This window comes from Klebsiella sp. BIGb0138 (assembly GCF_004342285.1).
Classification (GTDB): Bacteria; Pseudomonadota; Gammaproteobacteria; order Enterobacterales; family Enterobacteriaceae; genus Klebsiella.
In genome coordinates this window covers 238,782-258,482 of the sequence record NZ_SMCV01000007.1, presented here as the reverse complement: position 1 = coordinate 258,482, position 19,701 = coordinate 238,782, and the positions used below count along the sequence as shown (strand labels likewise).

17 protein-coding genes and 1 pseudogene are annotated in these 19,701 nt (G+C 53.4%); 13 read left to right on the top strand and 5 right to left on the bottom strand.

The features are described from left to right. The first annotated feature begins 281 nt into the window (after window positions 1–281). From aphA to EDF73_RS17255, 3 genes are all read left to right on the top strand, one after another. Entirely contained in the window at window positions 282–995 is a 714-nt protein-coding gene (gene aphA, locus EDF73_RS17265; RefSeq protein ID WP_132730300.1) for an acid phosphatase AphA, read from the top strand. Window positions 996–1,140: 145 nt separating this feature from the next. Further along, entirely contained in the window at window positions 1,141–1,557 is a 417-nt protein-coding gene (locus EDF73_RS17260) for a secondary thiamine-phosphate synthase enzyme YjbQ (protein ID WP_132730299.1), read from the top strand. Between the two features lie 3 nt (window positions 1,558–1,560). Then, window positions 1,561–1,917 (top strand): MmcQ/YjbR family DNA-binding protein, encoded by a 357-nt coding sequence (locus EDF73_RS17255; RefSeq protein ID WP_132730298.1) that lies wholly within the window; start codon window positions 1,561–1,563, stop codon window positions 1,915–1,917. On the opposite strand, the gene uvrA is transcribed toward EDF73_RS17255, so the two are convergent. After that, entirely contained in the window at window positions 1,918–4,743 is a 2,826-nt protein-coding gene (uvrA, locus tag EDF73_RS17250) for an excinuclease ABC subunit UvrA (protein ID WP_132730297.1), read from the bottom strand. A gap of 253 nt (window positions 4,744–4,996) precedes the next feature. Between uvrA and ssb1 the strand changes: the two genes are divergently transcribed. Next, complete coding sequence (gene ssb1, locus EDF73_RS17240) at window positions 4,997–5,524, top strand: single-stranded DNA-binding protein SSB1 (protein WP_132730295.1); 528 nt, start codon at window positions 4,997–4,999, stop codon at window positions 5,522–5,524. Window positions 5,525–6,251: 727 nt separating this feature from the next. Then, window positions 6,252–8,519, top strand: coding sequence for a TonB-dependent siderophore receptor (locus EDF73_RS17235; protein ID WP_132730294.1), 2,268 nt, complete (start codon window positions 6,252–6,254; stop codon window positions 8,517–8,519). Between the two features lie 75 nt (window positions 8,520–8,594). Here the strand turns inward: EDF73_RS17235 and EDF73_RS17230 are convergent, their stop codons facing one another. After that, window positions 8,595–8,951, bottom strand: coding sequence for an AraC family transcriptional regulator (locus EDF73_RS17230; protein ID WP_132730293.1), 357 nt, complete (start codon window positions 8,949–8,951; stop codon window positions 8,595–8,597). A gap of 287 nt (window positions 8,952–9,238) precedes the next feature. On the opposite strand from EDF73_RS17230, the pseudogene EDF73_RS17225 reads away from it, so the two are divergent. Together EDF73_RS17225 and iraM are read left to right on the top strand one after the other, a co-directional pair. Next, window positions 9,239–10,021 (top strand): annotated as a pseudogene (locus tag EDF73_RS17225) (BamA/TamA family outer membrane protein); the annotation flags it as partial. 287 nt (window positions 10,022–10,308) lie between these two features. Then, complete coding sequence (gene iraM, locus EDF73_RS17220; RefSeq protein ID WP_132730292.1) at window positions 10,309–10,659, top strand: anti-adapter protein IraM; 351 nt, start codon at window positions 10,309–10,311, stop codon at window positions 10,657–10,659. Between the two features lie 20 nt (window positions 10,660–10,679). Here iraM and EDF73_RS27715 read toward each other — a convergent pair whose 3' ends face one another. Both EDF73_RS27715 and EDF73_RS17210 read right to left on the bottom strand, forming a co-directional pair. Beyond that, window positions 10,680–11,150: a hypothetical protein gene (locus EDF73_RS27715; RefSeq protein WP_243655229.1), complete on the bottom strand. Its 471-nt coding sequence runs from the start codon at window positions 11,148–11,150 to the stop codon at window positions 10,680–10,682. 6 nt (window positions 11,151–11,156) lie between these two features. Next, the gene (locus EDF73_RS17210; RefSeq protein ID WP_132730291.1) at window positions 11,157–12,002 is read right to left on the bottom strand and encodes a winged helix-turn-helix domain-containing protein; all 846 of its coding nucleotides are present in this window, start codon (window positions 12,000–12,002) and stop codon (window positions 11,157–11,159) included. Window positions 12,003–12,430: 428 nt separating this feature from the next. Between EDF73_RS17210 and EDF73_RS17205 the strand changes: the two genes are divergently transcribed. The 6 genes from EDF73_RS17205 (at window position 12,431) to EDF73_RS17180 (ending at window position 19,277) form a co-directional block, all read left to right on the top strand. Further along, complete coding sequence (locus EDF73_RS17205; protein ID WP_132730290.1) at window positions 12,431–13,006, top strand: LuxR C-terminal-related transcriptional regulator; 576 nt, start codon at window positions 12,431–12,433, stop codon at window positions 13,004–13,006. 104 nt (window positions 13,007–13,110) lie between these two features. Continuing rightward, window positions 13,111–13,695, top strand: coding sequence for a common pilus major fimbrillin subunit EcpA (locus EDF73_RS17200; RefSeq protein WP_132730289.1), 585 nt, complete (start codon window positions 13,111–13,113; stop codon window positions 13,693–13,695). A 60-nt stretch (window positions 13,696–13,755) separates the two neighbouring features. After that, a complete protein-coding gene (locus EDF73_RS17195) occupies window positions 13,756–14,424 on the top strand; it encodes a hypothetical protein (RefSeq protein WP_132730288.1) in 669 nt (222 codons plus the stop codon). 24 nt (window positions 14,425–14,448) lie between these two features. Then, a complete protein-coding gene (locus tag EDF73_RS17190) occupies window positions 14,449–16,974 on the top strand; it encodes a fimbrial biogenesis outer membrane usher protein (RefSeq protein WP_132730287.1) in 2,526 nt (841 codons plus the stop codon). 13 nt (window positions 16,975–16,987) lie between these two features. Continuing rightward, window positions 16,988–18,607, top strand: a complete 1,620-nt coding sequence (locus EDF73_RS17185) for a hypothetical protein (RefSeq protein ID WP_243655233.1) — start codon at window positions 16,988–16,990, stop codon at window positions 18,605–18,607. Beyond that, window positions 18,576–19,277 (top strand): fimbria/pilus periplasmic chaperone, encoded by a 702-nt coding sequence (locus EDF73_RS17180; RefSeq protein WP_132730285.1) that lies wholly within the window; start codon window positions 18,576–18,578, stop codon window positions 19,275–19,277. The genes EDF73_RS17185 and EDF73_RS17180 overlap by 32 nt, the downstream gene beginning before the upstream one ends. 46 nt (window positions 19,278–19,323) lie before the next feature. Here the strand turns inward: EDF73_RS17180 and EDF73_RS17175 are convergent, their stop codons facing one another. Next, window positions 19,324–19,605: a YjcB family protein gene (locus EDF73_RS17175; protein WP_132730284.1), complete on the bottom strand. Its 282-nt coding sequence runs from the start codon at window positions 19,603–19,605 to the stop codon at window positions 19,324–19,326. Window positions 19,606–19,701 lie beyond the last annotated feature (96 nt).

The window sequence follows — 19,701 nt, the reverse complement described above, 5'->3', positions numbered from 1 at the left end:
CCTGTGCCTACCGTGCCCTTTCCGGTTTAGCGGAAAGGGCCATTCCCTTCCTGAAGTGTGATCATTCTCTTTTTCTATGACATTCGAGCAGAAAATTCTTTGCATCGCCGGGGGGCGGGGTTAAGGTCATGGTGCATAAGATAATGCGTCCACATTATTGAAAATAATAACGATTCGACTATTTATACGCACAGTCATCCGCGCTGTATCGCGGCAGCAGGTCCGGACGCCTTGTGGCCTGCCGGGCGGCAGTTCGCAGGATGACGTTTAAAGGGAAAAATATGCGCAAGATAACGTCGGCCTTGAGTGCCTTCTGCTTACTTTTCACGTTAAATCACTCAGCAATCGCTCTGGAGTCTTCCCCGTCACAGCTGAATCCAGGCACCAACGTCGCCCTCCTCGCCGAACAGGCGCCGATTCACTGGGTATCCGTGGCGCAAATTGAAAATAGCCTGTTAGGGCGTCAGCCGCTGGCCGTTGGCTTTGATATCGACGATACCGTTCTGTTTTCCAGTCCAGGCTTCTGGCGCGGACAAAAAACGTTCTCTCCCGGTAGCGACGCTTACCTGAAAAACCCGGAGTTCTGGGAGAAAATGAACAACGGCTGGGACGAATTCAGCATGCCGAAAGAGGTGGCGCGTCAGCTCATTGCGATGCACGTGAAACGCGGCGATAGCATTTACTTCGTTACCGGCCGTAGCCAGACTAAAACCGAAACGGTATCGAAAACGCTGCAGGAGGATTTCCTGATCCCGGCCGCGAATATGAATCCGGTGATTTTTGCCGGCGATCGGCCGGGGCAGAATACGAAAACCCAATGGCTGCAGGAGAAAAATATTAAGGTCTTCTACGGCGATTCGGATAACGATATCAGCGCCGCTCGAGAGGTAGGCGCGCGCGGGATCCGCATCTTGCGTGCGTCAAACTCCTCATATAAGCCATTGCCGATGGCCGGGGCGCAGGGTGAAGAAGTGATCGTGAATTCCGAATACTAATTTCACCTTCTGCTGAAATATGTCAGACGCGAAAGCGGCAGCCATCAGGCTGCCGCTTTTTTGTACAAAAAAGCGTGTGGGGAGGTTTTACCTTTTTGCTTATTACTGCACACTTAGAAAGATTCATTCGCAACAGGGGTCGTTTATGTGGCATCAACAAACGCTGACGTTAGGCGCAAAATCTCGCGGCTTCCATCTGGTGACCGATGAGATCCTGGGCCAGCTCCACGCGCTGTCGCGCGTCAAGGTCGGGATGTTGCATCTGCTGCTCCAGCACACTTCCGCTTCCCTGACGCTTAACGAAAACTGCGATCCGACCGTCCGCTACGACATGGAGCAGTATTTTCTCAACGCGGTGCCGGATCATGCGCCGTATGAACATGATTATGAAGGTCCTGATGATATGCCGTCGCATATCAAGTCGTCGATGCTTGGCGTATCCCTGCTGCTGCCGGTGCAGGACGGGCGCGTCAGGCTGGGGACCTGGCAAGGGATCTGGTTAGGGGAACATCGTATTCACGGCGGTTCGCGGCATATCGTCGCGACGCTCACGGGGGAATAACAGATGACCATTTCGGAGTTATTGCTGTACTGCATGGCAAAACCGGGCGCCGAGCAAAGCGTGCATAGCGACTGGAAAGCCACGCAAATCAAAGTGTCGGACGTGTTATTTGCGTTGGTGAAAGAGGTGGAGGATAAGCGGCCCGCCGTATCACTGAAAGCCAGCCCGGAGCTTACCGAACTGCTGCGCGAACAGCACGTTGACGTCCGGCCCAGCAGACATCTGAATAAAGCCCACTGGAGCACGGTATTTCTTGATGGCTCCTTGCCGGATTCACAGATTTACTACCTGGTCGACGCCTCCTATCAGCAGGCGGTACGGCTGCTGTCGGACCCGACCCGACAGCAGCTTTCACAGTGATTAGCTTAGCAAAGGTTTGAGGAAGCGCGCGGTGTGCGAGGCTTCGCACTCTGCAACCGTCTCTGGCGTCCCGGAAACGAGGATTTCACCGCCGCCGCTGCCGCCTTCTGGCCCAAGGTCCACAATCCAGTCAGCGGTTTTGATGACATCGAGGTTATGCTCAATGACCACGATGGTGTTGCCCTGATCGCGCAGCTGGTGCAGCACGTCCAGCAGCTGCTGGATATCGGCGAAGTGCAGGCCGGTGGTCGGCTCATCAAGAATATATAGCGTCTGCCCGGTGCCACGCTTCGACAGCTCACGCGCCAGCTTCACGCGCTGGGCCTCGCCGCCGGAGAGAGTGGTGGCTGACTGACCGAGACGGATATAGGTCAGGCCCACGTCCATCAGCGTTTGCAGCTTACGCGCCAGCGCCGGCACGGCATCGAAGAACTCACGCGCTTCTTCGATGGTCATATCCAGCACTTCATGAATGGTCTTGCCTTTGTACTTAATCTCCAGCGTTTCGCGGTTATAGCGCTTGCCTTTGCACTGGTCGCACGGCACGTAAATATCCGGCAGGAAGTGCATTTCGACTTTAATCACGCCATCGCCCTGACAGGCTTCGCAGCGGCCGCCGCGGACGTTAAAGCTGAAACGCCCGGGCGTGTAGCCGCGCGAGCGTGATTCCGGCACGCCGGCAAACAGTTCGCGCACCGGCGTGAAGACGCCGGTATAGGTGGCCGGGTTTGAACGCGGCGTACGGCCAATGGGGCTCTGGTCGATATCGATAACCTTATCGAAGTGTTCCAGTCCTTGTACATCGCGGTAGGGGGCCGGTTCAGCGATGGTCGCGCCGTTGAGCTGACGCTGGGCAATCGGAAACAGGGTGTCGTTAATCAGCGTCGATTTACCCGAACCGGAGACCCCGGTGATACAGGTAAACAGGCCTACCGGCAGCGTCAGCGTCACATCCTTCAGGTTGTTGCCGCGGGCGCCGGTGAGCTTGAGGACTTTTTCCGGGTCGGCGGGCACGCGCTGCTGCGGGACTTCAATTTTACGTTTGCCGCTCATGTACTGCCCGGTGAGGGACTCTGGCACCGCCATGATCGCCTCCAGCGTCCCTTCGGCCACCACCTGGCCGCCGTGTACCCCGGCCCCCGGGCCGATGTCGATCACGTGGTCGGCGGCGCGGATAGCGTCTTCATCGTGCTCGACGACGATCACCGTGTTGCCCAGGTTACGCAGATGGACCAGGGTACCGAGCAGACGTTCGTTATCGCGTTGATGCAGGCCGATAGAAGGTTCATCCAGCACGTACATCACTCCGACCAGCCCGGCGCCAATCTGGCTTGCCAGACGAATACGCTGGGCTTCCCCCCCGGAGAGCGTTTCCGCCGAGCGCGAGAGCGTCAGGTAATTCAGGCCGACGTTGACGAGGAATTTCAGGCGATCGCCAATCTCTTTCAGTACTTTTTCGGCGATTTGCGCCCGCTGCCCGGAGAGCTTCAGATTGTTGAAGAAGTCCATCGCATGGCCAATGCTCATGTCAGAGATGGTCGGCAGCGGCGTGTTTTCGACAAACACGTGGCGGGCTTCGCGGCGCAGACGGGTCCCGTGACAGCTGGTGCACGGACGGTTGCTGATGAACTTCGCCAGCTCCTCGCGCACCGCGCTGGATTCGGTCTCTTTGTAGCGGCGCTCCATATTGTGCAGCACCCCTTCGAACGGGTGGCGGCGCACGGAGGTGTCGCCGCGATCGTTCATATACTTGAATTCAATATTCTCTTTGCCTGAACCGTAGAGGATCACTTTCTGAACGTCGGCGTTGAGGGTCCCCCACGGCGCTTCGATATCAAACTGATAGTGCTCCGCCAGCGACTTCAACATCTGGAAATAATAGAAGTTACGGCGATCCCAGCCGCGGATCGCCCCGCCTGCCAGCGACAGCTCCACGTTCTGGATAACCCTGTCGGGATCGAAGTACTGCTGGACGCCAAGACCGTCGCAGGTCGGGCAGGCGCCCGCCGGGTTGTTGAAAGAAAACAGGCGCGGCTCCAGCTCGCGCATGCTGTAGCCGCAAATCGGGCAGGCGAAATTGGCGGAGAACAGCAGCTCTTCCGCTTTTTCATCATCCATATTGGCGACCACGGCGGTACCGCCGGAGAGCTCCAGGGCGGTTTCGAACGACTCGGCCAGACGCTGAGACAGATCGTCGCGGACTTTGAAGCGATCGATAACCACTTCGATGGTGTGTTTCTTTTGCAGTTCCAGCTTCGGCGGATCGGAAAGATCGCAGACTTCGCCGTCGATCCTGGCGCGGATATAGCCCTGGCTGGCCAGATTTTCCAGCGTTTTGCTGTGCTCCCCCTTGCGCTCTTTAATAATCGGCGCCAGCAGCATCAGGCGCTGGCCTTCCGGCTGGGAGAGCACGTTATCGACCATCTGGCTGACGGTCTGCGCCGCCAGCGGGACATCATGGTCCGGGCAGCGCGGCTCGCCGACGCGCGCATACAGCAGGCGCAGATAGTCGTGAATCTCGGTGATGGTACCGACCGTCGAGCGAGGGTTATGGGACGTTGATTTCTGCTCAATGGAAATCGCCGGCGACAGCCCCTCGATATGATCGACGTCCGGTTTCTCCATCAGCGACAGGAACTGACGCGCATAGGCGGAAAGTGATTCAACGTAACGACGCTGTCCTTCGGCATACAGCGTGTCGAAAGCCAATGAGGATTTGCCTGATCCTGACAGCCCGGTAACGACAATCAGTTTGTCGCGTGGGATGACGAGGTTGATGTTTTTGAGATTATGGGTGCGGGCGCCCCGAACTTCGATCTTATCCATTCACCTTTCCCGGTAGGTAGATACACGGACTGCCTGGTTTGCATAGAAGAACAAACGGCGGAAACGGCTAATTATGGCACAATCCGACCTGTTTGAATATACAGTATTGGAACGGTAATCGGAGTACGCGATGAAAAACGCCGGGGCGATAAGATGTTTACTGGAATCTGCCTCGCAGCTATCAAAATGCCCCTTTGTGGTGTTAGAATTACCGGTTTACACTTATTAAGAAACCTATTCAGGAGATTCGATCATGGCCAGCAGAGGCGTAAACAAGGTGATTCTCGTCGGTAATCTGGGGCAGGACCCGGAAGTACGCTACATGCCGAGTGGCGGCGCAGTCGCCAACTTCACGCTGGCGACTTCCGAATCCTGGCGCGATAAGCAGACCGGCGAAATGAAAGAACAGACTGAATGGCACCGCGTTGTGCTGTTCGGCAAGCTGGCTGAAGTCGCGGGTGAGTACCTGCGTAAAGGCTCTCAGGTGTACATTGAAGGCCAGCTGCGTACCCGTAAATGGACCGATCAGTCCGGCACGGAAAAATACACCACCGAGATCGTGGTGAACGTGGGCGGCACCATGCAGATGCTGGGCGGCCGTCAGGGCGGCGGCGCTCCGGCTGCGGGCGGCGGTCAGCAGCAGGGCGGTTGGGGTCAGCCTCAGCAGCCGCAGGGCGGCAACCAGTTCAGCGGCGGCGCGCAGTCTCGTCCGCAGCAGCAGGCGCCGGCAGCGCCTTCTAACGAGCCGCCGATGGATTTCGATGACGATATCCCGTTCTAAGCTCAACCTTCGCTGCTGTGGCTAAGGCATAAATAAATTTAAAGCCCCGTTTTGCGGGGCTTTTTTATGGCTGCGCAACAACGAGAAGGCGCGGATTTCCGTCGCCTCACCGCGCGGCTGACGCGGTCTGCGTCTTCGCCGGCGTGAACGGGGGCGTTTATTGTGGGCTTTGACGGGGAGCGATGAGGCCCTGCGTGCGGTGGTGGATATGGCGTATTTGACCATTATCTATTTTTGTTGAACTGCAATAGGTTCTGCATAATAAAATAAATATGCTTAACTAATTGTGGAAATAATATGGGGAAATAATGATTTTTTTGTGTGTATGCAATTATTTTTATTAATTCATACTCCGGTGCGCCGACATGATGAATTGCTTATGCTGTTGTTTTATTTGTTATATTTAAAAAGCTGCGACAATTTATTATTCTCATCTTGATAATAACTCTCATTTCTAATAACGTGGCACGGCACAATAATCATATTGCATGCCGATCGCAAAACGTTATCTAAGAATAGCGCGACACGCGCCTTTTATCGTTTTTTAACAGGGTGAGCGTTTATATTTTGGCTAAAGGTTGTTTATTCCTGTCCCGGGCATTAATCGGGAGGGTTTTGCTACGCCAAAACCAGGCATAAAGTTGTACGCGTGGAAATGATTGCCGCTGTTTTGCTGAATGATGAAGGAGGCGTGCCCCGACAGCAAAAAGAAAACAGGGCATATTTCATGAAACGATACTCGCACTACTCGCTGGCCGTGCTGATTCATGCGGCTATCTGGGGCGTGGCGTTGCCAGCGCAGGCCGCTGATAGCAGCACTCCGGACGAAACGAAGAAGGCCGATGTGGCCGACGCCTCGACACATGCTGAAGAGACGATGGTGGTCACCGCCGCCAAACAGAACTTACAGGCTCCCGGCGTTTCGACGCTCACCGCCGATGAAATTCGCAAACACCCTCCTGCCCGCGATATCTCTGAACTGATCCGTACCCAGCCGGGGGTGAACCTCACCGGCAACTCGACCAGCGGCCAGCGCGGTAATAACCGGCAAATCGATATCCGCGGCATGGGGCCGGAAAATACGCTGATACTGATTGATGGCAAGCCGGTGACCAGCCGCAACTCGGTGCGTTATGGCTGGCGAGGCGATCGGGATACCCGTGGCGATACCGGATGGGTACCGGCGGAGATGATCGATCACATCGACGTGATCCGTGGCCCGGCAGCAGCGCGTTATGGCAATGGCGCAATGGGCGGGGTGGTGAATATCATCACTAAACCCGTTAACAATGAATGGCATGGCTCATGGAATACCTACATGAACGCGCCCCAGCACCGGAAAGAGGGCGCGACGAAGCGTACCAACTTCAGCCTGAATGGCCCGCTGTCGGACAGCGTGAGTTTCAATCTATGGGGGAACCTGAGTAAGACTCAGGCCGATGCCCAGGATATTAACTCCGGCCATGAAGCAGCGCGAACCGGTACCTATGCGGGCTCCTACCCGGCCGGGCGCGAAGGGGTGGTCAACAAAGATATCCATGGCAAGCTGCGCTGGGAATTTGCGCCGATGCAGGCGCTGGAATTTGAAACCAGCTACAGCCGCCAGGGCAACCTCTATGCCGGCGATACGCAGAACACCAACACCAGTACGCTGGTGAAAAGTATGTATGGCAAAGAGACCAACCGAATCTACCGGCAGACCTATGGCCTGACCTGGACCGGAGGGTGGGATAACGGGGTGACCAGTAATAGTTACGCCCAGTATGAGCATACCCGTAACTCGCGTATGAATGAGGGGCTGGCTGGGGGCACGGAGGGCATCTTCTCCAGTAGTGAGTTCTCGGATATCGATCTGGCTGACGTCCTGCTGCATAGCGAAGTGAATATCCCGTTCACCTTCGGGGTCGACCAGAACCTGACGCTGGGTACCGAGTGGAACCAGCAGCGGATGAAAGATGGCGTGTCGACCACGCAGGCGCTCTCTTACGGCGCTATCGACGGCATCTCCGCTACCGGCCGTAGCCCGTACAGCAGCGCCGAAATTTTCTCGCTGTTTGGCGAAGATAATCTCGCGCTGAGCGATAGCACGATGCTGACGCCGGCGCTGCGTTTTGACCACCACAGCATCGTGGGCAATAACTGGAGCCCGTCGCTGAATCTGTCGCAGGGCCTGAGCGATGACTGGACCTTGAAGCTGGGGATCGCCCGCGCCTATAAAGCGCCGAATCTCTATCAGCTCAACCCTAACTACATCCTCTACAGCAACGGTCAGGGGTGCTACGCCAGCAGCGCTGCCTGCTATCTGATGGGCAATAGCGACCTGAAAGCGGAAACCAGCGTCAACAAAGAGATTGGCCTTGAATACAAGCATGAAGGCTATCAGGCGGGAGTGACTTATTTCCGCAACGATTATCACAATAAAATCGAATCCGGATACTCGGCGGTCGGTACGGCCAGCAACGGCACCACTAATATTTATCAGTGGGAAAACGTGCCGAAAGCGTTGGTGGAGGGGCTGGAAGGTTCATTGAACCTGCCGGTGAGCGAAACGGTCAACTGGAGCAATAACCTGACCTGGATGCTGCAAAGTAAGAATAAGACCACCGGCGATCGCCTGTCGGTCATCCCGCAGTTTACCCTCAACTCAACGCTGAGCTGGCAGATGCGCGACGATCTCTCGTTGCAGAGCACCTTTACCTGGTACGGACGTCAGAAACCTAAACGTTTCAATTACAAAGGTGAGGCGGTGTCCGGCAGCGAACTCAATGAGGTGAGCCCGTACAGCATTGTCGGCTTGAGTGCGACCTGGGATGTTAACAAAAACCTGAGCCTGACCAGCGGGGTGGATAATCTCTTTGATATTCGCCACTATCGCGCGGGGAATGCGCAAACGACGGGGAACGCGACTACCGGCGCCTATTTATACGGCGCTGGTACTGAAACCTATAATGAATCAGGGCGAACCTTCTATGTCAGCGTAAATACGCATTTCTGATATTGTGCCTGGCCGGGATATTTGACTATCCCGGCTTTTGACGGCGACTCAGGTCAATGGCTGGAAAGGTGCTCATCAGGACAGGGCGCTGATACGCTGACGAAACTGCGTGGGGGTGAGCGCATAATACCTTTTAAAGGTACGATTAAATGCACTGATATCCTCGTATCCGGTCATCACGCAAATATCAACGATGCGAAAGGCCGGTTGGATCTGTAATAGCTCCCGACATAGCAACATGCGCTGCTGCCTGATGTATTCCATTGGTGACAGATTAAAATGTTGGCGGAACAGGCGAAAAAGGTGCCACTCGGAATAGCCGGAGAACATACTTAGCGCATTAACCGTAAGTTTTTTCTCAAGATTATTCTTGATCCAACGCACCAGCGCGTCAAGAATGGCCAGCGGGATCTCATTTTTACGCTGTTTCATGTTCGTTCCAGGACTGTACTCCCTCCATCAGGGGTGAGATGGCGACGGGAGATCGGATAAATGCCCCACCATCCCTGGTAAGGCGCCACTACTTTGCTTTTAGATACAACTCCTGGCTTGCTTTGATGTTCCCATAAGCCCCGCATAATCTATGCGATGAATTTGAGGAAAATATGAAGAAAATATCCAGGTTGACGCCTCAGTTATGCTGGTTACTTATTCCTTCGCGCTGCATAATTTATTCAAGATCCCTTCATTTTATTCCCGGGTTTTAAAGGTACCGGAATTACCTTAATTCGCGAGGAATCTATCCGGATGTCGTGACTAAAGATGGCAACAGCGGGGCGAAGTATCGTGCGAACGATTTCTTTGCCAGCCTGGGGTAAAGCTACAATAATCTCGACCGCGGGTTTCTCCCCCATGCCGGGAATAAAAGCAGCCTGAGCGGGAAAGTGACCGTGCCGGGTTCCGATAACAGTTATTACAAACTCACCCTCGATAGCACCCAGTATTTACCTTTTGATGAGGGAAAAAACTGGCTGTGGATGGAGCATCTGAACGCGGGCTACGCCGGCGGTTTGAATGGCAAAACCGTCCCGTTTTACGCTAACGTTTATGCGGGAGGCTCGACGTCGGTGCGCGGTTTCTCATCCAATACGATTGGTCCGAAGGCGGCTTACTACCGGTGTAATGGTTCTGAAAGCAGCTATAGCGGCTGCCCGCTGGACAGCTCCTCCGATGCGCTGGGGGGAAATGCGATGGCGGTGCTGAACAGCGAATTTATTGTTCCGACACCGTTTATTAATGATAAATATGCCGACAGTTTGCGCACGTCGTTATTTGTTGATGCCGCTACAGTCTGGAGCACGCCCTGGAAAAACAGTGCCCAAACCGAGGCCGCGGGAATCCCGGACTATAGCGATCCTCTGCATATCCGTATGTCGGCAGGTATTGCGGTACAATGGATGTCACCGCTGGGTCCGCTGGTCTTTTCATGGGCCGAGCCATTGAAAAAATATGCTGGTGATAAAGCTGAGCAATTTCAGTTTAATATCGGCAAAACCTGGTAACTACCCGCCAGGGGCGCGATGGGGCTGATTGCGGCCTGCGCGCCCTGTTTTCATTATCTTCAGTAACAGAAAGTTGTTATTGTAAATTTATACCGATTCAAATGTAGAATTATGTATTTATATCCCTGCCTCTACGTATTATATATTAGAGAACTTACTTATAAATAGTTAGTTGAATCTCTGCCGCTCACGATTTTTGTATAATATTGTGGAGAGGGCTTGCGGTTAATTATGATCTTTGCTATCACTATCAACAGGATTATGGCCAGAGATCACAAGGAGGCGATATGAAATGGACGGTCCTGAATACCATCATCTGCCCACATTCTGGCGTGGCATTTTCAAGTGTCTCAGGATTATATTTTTTAAAATTTATCCTGTGGTACGAGGCCGATATTTTATTACTTCCTGGGGAGTCCATGAAGCTGTATTCCTCAAAAGTATTAGTCAATGACCGATATCACTATATAAAGGTCTATAATATTTCGACCTACAGCGACGCGCAGTGGGAAGCGCTACGCGAACGGCCATCCTGCCCCTATGATTTCGGGGCGACAACGGTGGAGGGCTGTTGTTATCAGCCGCACTGTGTGATCAAGCGATGCCCGGGGAGCTTTAAACATCATGCGCTGTGCTGACGGATGCCCGGCTAAGCATCCTAACGCTCACAAATGAAATATGGCGTGTTTGTTGACATGAATACCCAGGTGCCAGATTTTATTTTAATGATCTTGATAATAAATTTATTTTCTTTGCTTACCTCCGTGAAAAATGGCGGTAAGATTTCATCGAATTGATTAGCCAGCGGTGCGACATCTGTCCGCAGGTTCTCATCGGTACTTGTGAAAATATAGATATTATTTTTATTTTTCACATATGATAAATATTTTCTGATGCTAATGTTATCTTTGCCATTACCAGAATTTCCGCTGAAGGTCATTAAGCCGTTGCCATTGTTAGCAAGGAAGGTGACCGAAAAAGAGAATTCTTCATTGCCGTTGATAATCGAGAATGCGGAAGTGCAGTCAATGATCTCATCATTACCAGAGACCAGATAGTAAAAAGCAAAGCTTAGCGGCATAATGATGCTAATGCAGACGATAATTGTTTTTATTTTACGTGTATTCATGTTGTGCTATTTTAAGTAGTAAGATGATGTGCAGAATGATTTTTTATTAGATTTGATTGCATTCCGACAAACGATCAGCGAGGTCCGGCTCGACGGATAATGATTGGTGATATACACCGTCTGTCCTTGTGAACACCTGATGTTATGCTCTTTAAGAAAGTCCGTGTAGTATTCATCGAAGCGCAAATCGTCATTTCTGAGGGCCTTGCAGCTGTTTGTCGTAGCCAGCTGGGTATAAGATGCAAAAGGCGAATCGGTTGTCGAGAACGGTTTGATATGAATATACAACAGGCATAACAACAGTAGCGTTATCCCCCCAACGGACCACTGTACCTTTCTTTGCATTACGCGCCTGATGACGCCAGCAGGCGCTATTTTCTCTTTTGCTTTCCCGGGCTGCGGCTCAACGGAAGGCTGATCGTGTATCCTTTCCTTATCATCGTGCTCCTCCGCTAAAACAGTATCATCCCGCATCTCTGCCATCTCGCGAGCGTTTTCCGGGGGAGGCCCTTCACGGTGATTCAGGATACTGACCTCATGGCCAATCATAAACCCGCGCTTCGGAATAGTTTGAATCAGGGTTCCTTTCACCTCCAGGCGTTTTAACGATTTGCGCAGCAGAGAGATGTTCTGATGCAAAGTATTCGGTGTAACATTCATCCCTCTTTCTCCCCAGGCATTTTGCAATAGCTCGGCCTGAGTGACGATTCTTCCTTTGTTCTTAATTAGTAAATCAAAGCACAGACTTGCAGGTATCGCCAGAGTAATGTGTTCATTGCTTTTTATGGAATGGAGAGTATGCGCTGTGGGATTAAATAGCAGCGTGTCCTCGATTACGTAAATAGTATCCATATATGATGTCTTATTGTGAGAATAGTTACCACTGTGTCATTTATCCGGGATTCGATATCGCGATACTAGCATCAAAGACCAGATCTGACATTCATTCATAACTAAGAATAATCTTAATCCAGTAATATGTTTGTTATAAAGAATGATCAAATTGTTAATTTTACTTAGTATTTATTATACTTATCAGTTAGTTACGTGTTTACAAAAAGTCAACAAATGTGATTTTTGTGCACTTCATAACTTTATGAGTAATAAAAACCAACAACCACGATTACTATTTAAGCAAGAAAGATGACCGCGCTACCGTAGCAGAACTAATAGTGATGTTTTGTCACTATTTATAAAAGAAAGGTAAAGCGTTATCGGAGATGTTTGCGTTCTCAAATGGATTGCTTTAATGGACTCAATGGAATAGAGGTATTGTTATCATGGCCGTATTGATCGTAACTGATAACTATTTCTATATGCAGGGCCTGGTGAATATGGCCGATGATGAGTGCGGTATCAGCTGGGTGGATAGCTATGATAGTGAATTTGCACAACAAAAATCTCATGCGCTATCTTCTGAAGACTATGTGATTATCCATTTTGCTCAGATAGATAAAATACTCTGTGCTTATCGATACTATCTTTCGCATACTCAGGCGAAAGTGATCGTGGCGCCCGATGCTAAATTTGTCAGCGAGGTTTCTGACATTAATAACATTTGTTTTCTCTCTGCCAATGCCAGTGTTAAAACGGTGGAAAGTATTCTTAAACTAAAAAAAATTAAAGTCAGAAAAAGAAATCTTACCGTTCGTGAAGAGAAGATAATGTCGCTGATGATTATTGGTAATTTACTTAATGATGTCTCTGAAATCCTCGGTCTGAGCATCAAAACGGTGAGTCTGCATAAAAATAATACCAGCAACAAGGTCGGCTTATTAAATAATAATAACATAACCATGCTGGGGCTGATGCGTTTTATTTTGCCGGCTTCAGGCAATGCTATCCGTCTTATTTAATCTCTACATTTAAGAACAGCAGGTTCTTAAGGGTGATCATTCCATAAAGAACTATGGAACAGTACGGGCCATAAAAAGCCTCTTATCTTTATCAGGTGATAAATATGAAATTGAAAATGTTAGCAGCAGCACTTGTGACCACTTTCTGCGTGGGTACCGTTCAGGCTGCCGATGTAACGGCCCAGGCAGTGGCAACCTGGTCGGCAACGGCGAAAAAAGACACCACCAGCAAACTGGTCGTCACTCCGCTGGGGAGCCTGGCTTTCCAGTACGCTGAAGGGATTAAAGGCTTTAACTCGCAAAAAGGGTTGTTTGATGTCGCGATTGAAGGGGACGCCACGGCGACGGCATTTAAACTGACCTCCCGCCTGATTACCAATACCCTGACCCAGCTGGATACCTCCGGTTCGACGCTGAATGTCGGCGTTGATTACAACGGCGCAGCGGTAGAAAAATCTGCCGATACCATCATGATCGATACCGCCAATAGCGTTTTCGGCGGCAACCTGAGCGCGCTGGCCAATGGTTACAACCAGACGGGACGGGCAACCGCACAGGATGGTTTCAATTTCACCATTATCAGTGGCACCACCGATGGTTCGACCCCGGTAACCGATTACAGCACGCTGCCGGAAGGGATCTGGAGCGGGGATGTTAGCGTCCAGTTCGACGCGACCTGGACCAGCTGATTCCACTGACATACCAGGCAGGGGGCTTGCCCCCTGCTTTCTTTCACGGACTGAATTCCCATGAAAAACCGCATTCTGGCTATCAGCCTCTATTTCTGCGCAATCATGCCCGCTCTGGCGCTGGACGTTGGCGATATCTCTTCATTTATGGGCAGCAATGCCAGCGTACTCAGCAAAGAGATTAAAAACACCACCGACAGCGGACGTTTAATCAATATCCATATTGAGCGCCTTTCCTCACCGCTGGATGGCGGCCGCGTCATCGCGATGGAAAGTCAGGATGAGGTGTTACTCACCCCTGCCAGCCTGCTGCTGCCAGCGAAAAGCAGCGATGTGATTCGCTTTTTCTATAAAGGACCGGCGGATGCTAACGAGCGCTACTACCGCATTGTCTGGTTCGATCAGGCGCTAAGCGATGCCCAGCGCGATAGCGCGACCCGCAGCGCGGTCGCCACGGCATCAGCCCGGATCGGCACCATTCTGGTCATCGCGCCGCGCAAGGTGGATTACCGCTATCAATACGCCAACGGCACGCTGGTGAATACCGGCAACGCCACGTTGCGTATCCTGGCCTACGGCCCCTGCATGAAGCCGGCGGATGGCAAAGAGTGCAAAGAAAACTATTACCTCATGCCCGGCAAAGAGCGCCGTTTCACCCGCGTGAATGTTGCCGATAAAAAAGGACGGGTCGCACTCTGGCAGGGTGAGCAGTTTGTACCCGTAAAATAACCCTCGTGCTGACGGAATAAGCTTATGCCTCTGCTACGGATTTCACCTGAGCTGCAAACGCTCTTTGCCTACGGTATGGCCATTTTTTCTATTCCGCTTAGCGTCAGTGCTGCCCAACCGCAGATACAGCAAATGGGTGGAGTGGTGATTCCCCAGGCATTCAGCCAGGCGCTGCAGGATGGAATGAGTATTCCGCTGTTTCTGCATCTGGAGGGCAGCGCGGGGACTCAGGACGATCAGCGCCTCGGAAGCGCCTTTATCTGGCTGGACAACGGCACGCTGCGCGTCCGCCATATCCAGCTGGAAGAGCGCGGCGACAACGCCAGCGTGAGCGAACCAACCCGGAAAACGCTGACCGGGCTGGCGAATGAAGCCTTCAATGGCGATTTACGTATCAGCCTCACGACCGATGCGCGGCTACAGCTCAGCCTGCGTCAGCTGCTGCTGCAACTGGTGGTGAAGCGCGAGGCGCTGGGTACCGTGCTGCGAGCGCGCAGTGAGGATATCGGCCAGTCCAGCGTCAACGCGATCAGCAGCAGCCTGAACTATAACCTCGGGGTCTATAACAACCAGATGCGCAACGGCGGGAGCAGTACCTCCAGCTATCTGTCGTTGAACAACGTCAGCTCGCTGCGTGAACACCATATCGTGCTGGATGGCTCGCTGTACGGCGTCGGAACCCGCAATCAGGATAGCGAGATTTATAAGGCCATGTATGAGCGTGATTTTGCCGGCCATCGCTTTGCCGGCGGCATGCTGGATACGTGGAATTTACAGTCTCTGGGGCCGATGACCGCCATCTCGGCCGGGAAAATCTACGGCGCCTCATGGGGCAACCAGGCGAGCTCGACGGTGTTTGATCATTCACAATCGGTGACGCCGATCGTCGCCTTTTTACCGGCGGCGGGTGAAGTGCATTTGTCGCGCGACGGACGGCTGTTGAGCGTGCAGAACTTTATGATGGGCAACCACGAAGTGGACACCCGAGGATTGCCGTACGGGATTTATGATGTTGACGTTGAAACGATCGTCAACGGCCGGGTCGTGAGCAAACGGACCCAGCGCGTGAACAAGCTCTTCAGCCGCGGCCGTGGGGCCGGCGCGCCGCTGGCATGGCAAATCTGGGGCGGCAGCTTCCACATGGACCGCTGGTCGGAGAGCGGTAAAAAGAGCCAGCCGGCAAAAGAGAGCTGGCTGGCGGGCGCGTCCACGTCCGGCTCCGTCGGCGCCATCAACTGGGCGGCGACCGGCTACGGCTATGATAGCAACGCCGTGGCCGAGACGCGCCTGACCCTGCCATTGACGGAGGCGGTTAGCGTTAACCTGCAGAATATGCTGGCCAGCGATAGCTCCTGGAGCAGTATCGGCAGCATCAGCACCTCGCTGCCGGGGGGATTTAGCACCGTCTGGGTTAACCAGGAAAAAACCATCATCGGCGACAAGCTGCGGCGTAGCGATGCCAATAACCGGGCGATCGGCGGGACGCTTAACCTGAACCCGCTGTGGTCAAAACTCGGCACCTTTAGCGTCAGCTATAACGATGATCGCCGCTATCGCAGCCATTACTACACCGCCGATTACTATCAGACCCTGTTTAGCGGCGCCTTTGGTTCGCTGGGCCTGCGTGCCGGGGTTCAGCGTTTCAATAACGGCAGCAGTAGCGCGAGTACCGGGAAATATATCGCGCTGGACTTCTCGCTGCCGCTGGGCAACTGGTTCAGCGCCGGCATGACCCACCAGAACGGCTACACCATGGCTAACCTGGCCGCGCGTAAGCAGTTTGATGAGGGGATGGTGCGTACGCTTGGCGCCAATATTTCCCGGGCGATTTCCGGGGACACCGGAGATGACAAAACGCTGAGCGGCGGAGCCTATGCCCAGTTTGATACGCGCTACGCCAACGGTACGCTGAATATCAACAGCGGCGCAGACGGCTATGTGAATACCAACCTGACCGCCACCGGCAGCGTCGGCTGGCAGGGGCGGAATATCGCCGCCAGCGGGCGGACCGACGGCAATGCCGGGGTGATTTTTAAAACCGATCTTGATGATGACGGCAAGCTGAGCGCGAAGGTCAACGGGCGGCTAGTCCAGCTCTCCGGCAAGCGTAACTATCTGCCGCTTTCGCCATACAGCCGTTATGAAGTGGAACTCCAGAACAGTAAGAACTCCCTCGACAGCTACGACATCGTCAGCAGCCGCAAGAGCCGACTGACGCTCTATCCGGGCAACGTGGCGATCATTGAACCGGAGGTGAAACAGATGGTGACCGTTTCCGGGCGCATCCGCGCCGAGGACGGCACGCTGCTGGCGAATGCGCATATCAATAACCACATTGGCCGTACCCGCACCGATAGCAGCGGCGGCTTTGTGATGGATGTGGATAAAAAATATCCGACCATCGATTTCACCTACGGCAATAACCAGAGCTGCGAAGTGGGTCTGGAGCTTAGCCAGGCGCGCGGGGCGGTTTGGGTCGGCGATGTGGTCTGTACCGGTCTGAAAACTTACGCCAGCTTGCAGCAGGCAGGAGAAGGTAATGAAAGCTAAGTGGCTCCCGTTGATGTGCCTGTTTATCGCCGCGCTGTGCGCGGCGCGGACAGACGCGGCGGTGACGAAGACAACCTGGGCGGATGCGGCCGCGGTGCAGTATGTTTTCGTGGAAAACAACTCCGACGATAACTTTTTCGTCACTCCTGGCGGGGTGCTGGATCCGCGTATGACCGGCGCCAGCCGCTGGACCAGGCTGAAATATACCGGAAGCGGCACCATCTATCAGCAGAGCCTGGGCTATATCGATAATGGTTTTAATACCGGACTTAACGCCAACTGGAAGTTTGATATGTGGCTGGAAAACGCGCCGGTGTCGTATCCGCTGAGCGGCCTGCGCTGTATTAACTGGTATGCCGGTTGCGATATGGCGACCAGCCTGATTTTGCCGCAGGTCACGGACGCGAACGGTTTCTATGGCGTAACGGTCACCACCGGTGGGCAAAAGTGGATGCACGGCATGATGTCGGACTCGTTCTATCAGTATCTGCAGCAGCAGCCGGTGGGCGGCAGCCTGTCGATGACCATCAATGCCTGCCAGACCTCCGTAAACTACGATGCGACCAGCGGAGCGCGCTGTAAGGATCAGGCTTCAGGCGCCTGGTATGTGCGCAAGGTCACTCACACGAAAGCGGCCAATCTGAAGCTCATCAACACCCATTCGCTGACGGAAGTCTTTATCAATAGCGATGGGATCCCCACGCTGGGCGAGGGCAGTACTAACTGTCAGGCGCAGACGATTGGCACCCGTAGCGGCCTGAGCTGCAAAATGGTCAACTATACGCTGCAGCATAACGGACTGAGCAATACCTCAATCCATATTTTCCCGGCCATTAATAACTCATCGTTGACCTCAGCGGTGAATATGTATGATATGCAGTTCAGCCTGAACGGGAATAGCTGGAAGCCGGTTAGCGGTACCGCCTATTACTATACCTTTAACGAGATGAAAGCCTCGGATGCGGTCTACATCTTCTTTTCCAGCAACTTTTTTAAGCAGATGGTGGCGCTGGGCATCAGCGATATCAACACCCAGGATCTGTTTAACTTCCGTTTTCAGAACACCACTTCGCCGGAGTCCGGTTGGTATGAGTTTTCGACCTCCAACTCGCTCATTATTAAGCCGCGCGATTTTAGCATCAGCATTATCTCCGATGAGTACATCAGCTCACCCTCACGCGAGGGAAACGTCGGCCCGGGGCAGCCTGCGCTCGATTTTGGCTATATCGTCACCACCAGCGGAAGAACGGCCGCCGATGAGGTATTGATCAAAGTGACCGGTCCGGCGCAGTCGATCGCCGGTCGTTCCTACTGCCTCTTCAGTTCGGCAGACGGCACGACAAAAGTCCCCTTTCCGGGGCTGCTGGCATTTACCACCCAGAGTGGCAGCGTCAAAACCTACGACGCAGGCTGTGACGACCGCTGGCGCGATATGACGGATGCGCTGTGGCTGACGACGCCGTGGACGGATGCTTCCGGCGATGCCGGGGTAATGAACAAGACCACGGTAAAATTTTCCATCCCGATGAACGACGATATTTCGTTAAGAACGATTGATAACGATGGCTGGTTTGGTGAAGTGAGTGCTTCAGGAGAGATTCATGTCCAGGCGACGTGGCGTAATATTAATTAAACTGCTGCAGGCCGCTGCGGGGCTGCTGTTGCTCAGCTTGCCCGCAACGAGTGGGGCGATCGCCGTCGGCAACTTAACCTTTTCGCTGGGAGCGGAGGATAATTTTGTCGCCAAACGGGTACTGAATAACAACCAGAGCGCGCGCCTGTACCAGATTTCAGTCATCGGCATCGACCGTCCGGGAGGCAACGAGGTGCGCTCGCGTCCGGCGGACGGCGAGCTGCTCTTTGCTCCGCGTCAGCTGACCCTGCAGGCCGGGGAAGGGGAGTACTTTAAATTCTATTATCACGGCCCGCAGGATAACCGCGAGCGATACTACCGGGTTGCATTTCGCGAAATTCCCACCCGTAACCGTATCGCCTACAATGCCGCCGGCGCGGCGATCGGCATCGATCCGATCGTGGTGATGGAGACGATTCTGGTGGTGCGTCCGCGGCAGGTACAGTTCCAATGGGCTTTCGATCGCCAGGCGGGGAGCGTCAGCAACAGCGGTAATACCTGGTTTAAGCTGCTGATCAAACCGGGGTGTGAATCAACGGAAGAAGAGGGTGAGGCCTGGTATTTGCGGCCTGGGGATGTGGTTCGCCAGGCGGCACTGCGCCAGCCTGGCAATAAGTATATTATCTATAATGATAAGTTTATTAAAATATCGTCGGATTGCCCGTCGTGAGCGCCGGGCAAATAAAAAAGCCTCCCGCAGGGAAGCTTTTTTATTATCAGGTCATCATCATCGGCCATTCTGGCGGCGTTTGACTCATGACGTCGACCATCACGTCTTTGATGTTGCCCCAGATTTTGGCGATATCCAGCAGGGTGATACCTAACAGGCCGGTGGCAAACCAGCAGGCGGCGACCAGGCCGAGGCAGCTACAAATCACCGCTAGTCCCGCATAGTCACTTTTGCGCAGCTGAATGTTCATCGAACTGGCCAAAAACATCAAAACCGCGCTCACCAGCGGCCAGCGCAAGAGTATGACACTGGTAGTAATGGAAGCCATCAACCTCATCCTCAAAGAAAGTCGGGTGCCTTTGACAACCTGGCGAGACTGACAATGACGTGGCGCTCTGGCTATCTACGGGCGATCAAGGGAGTA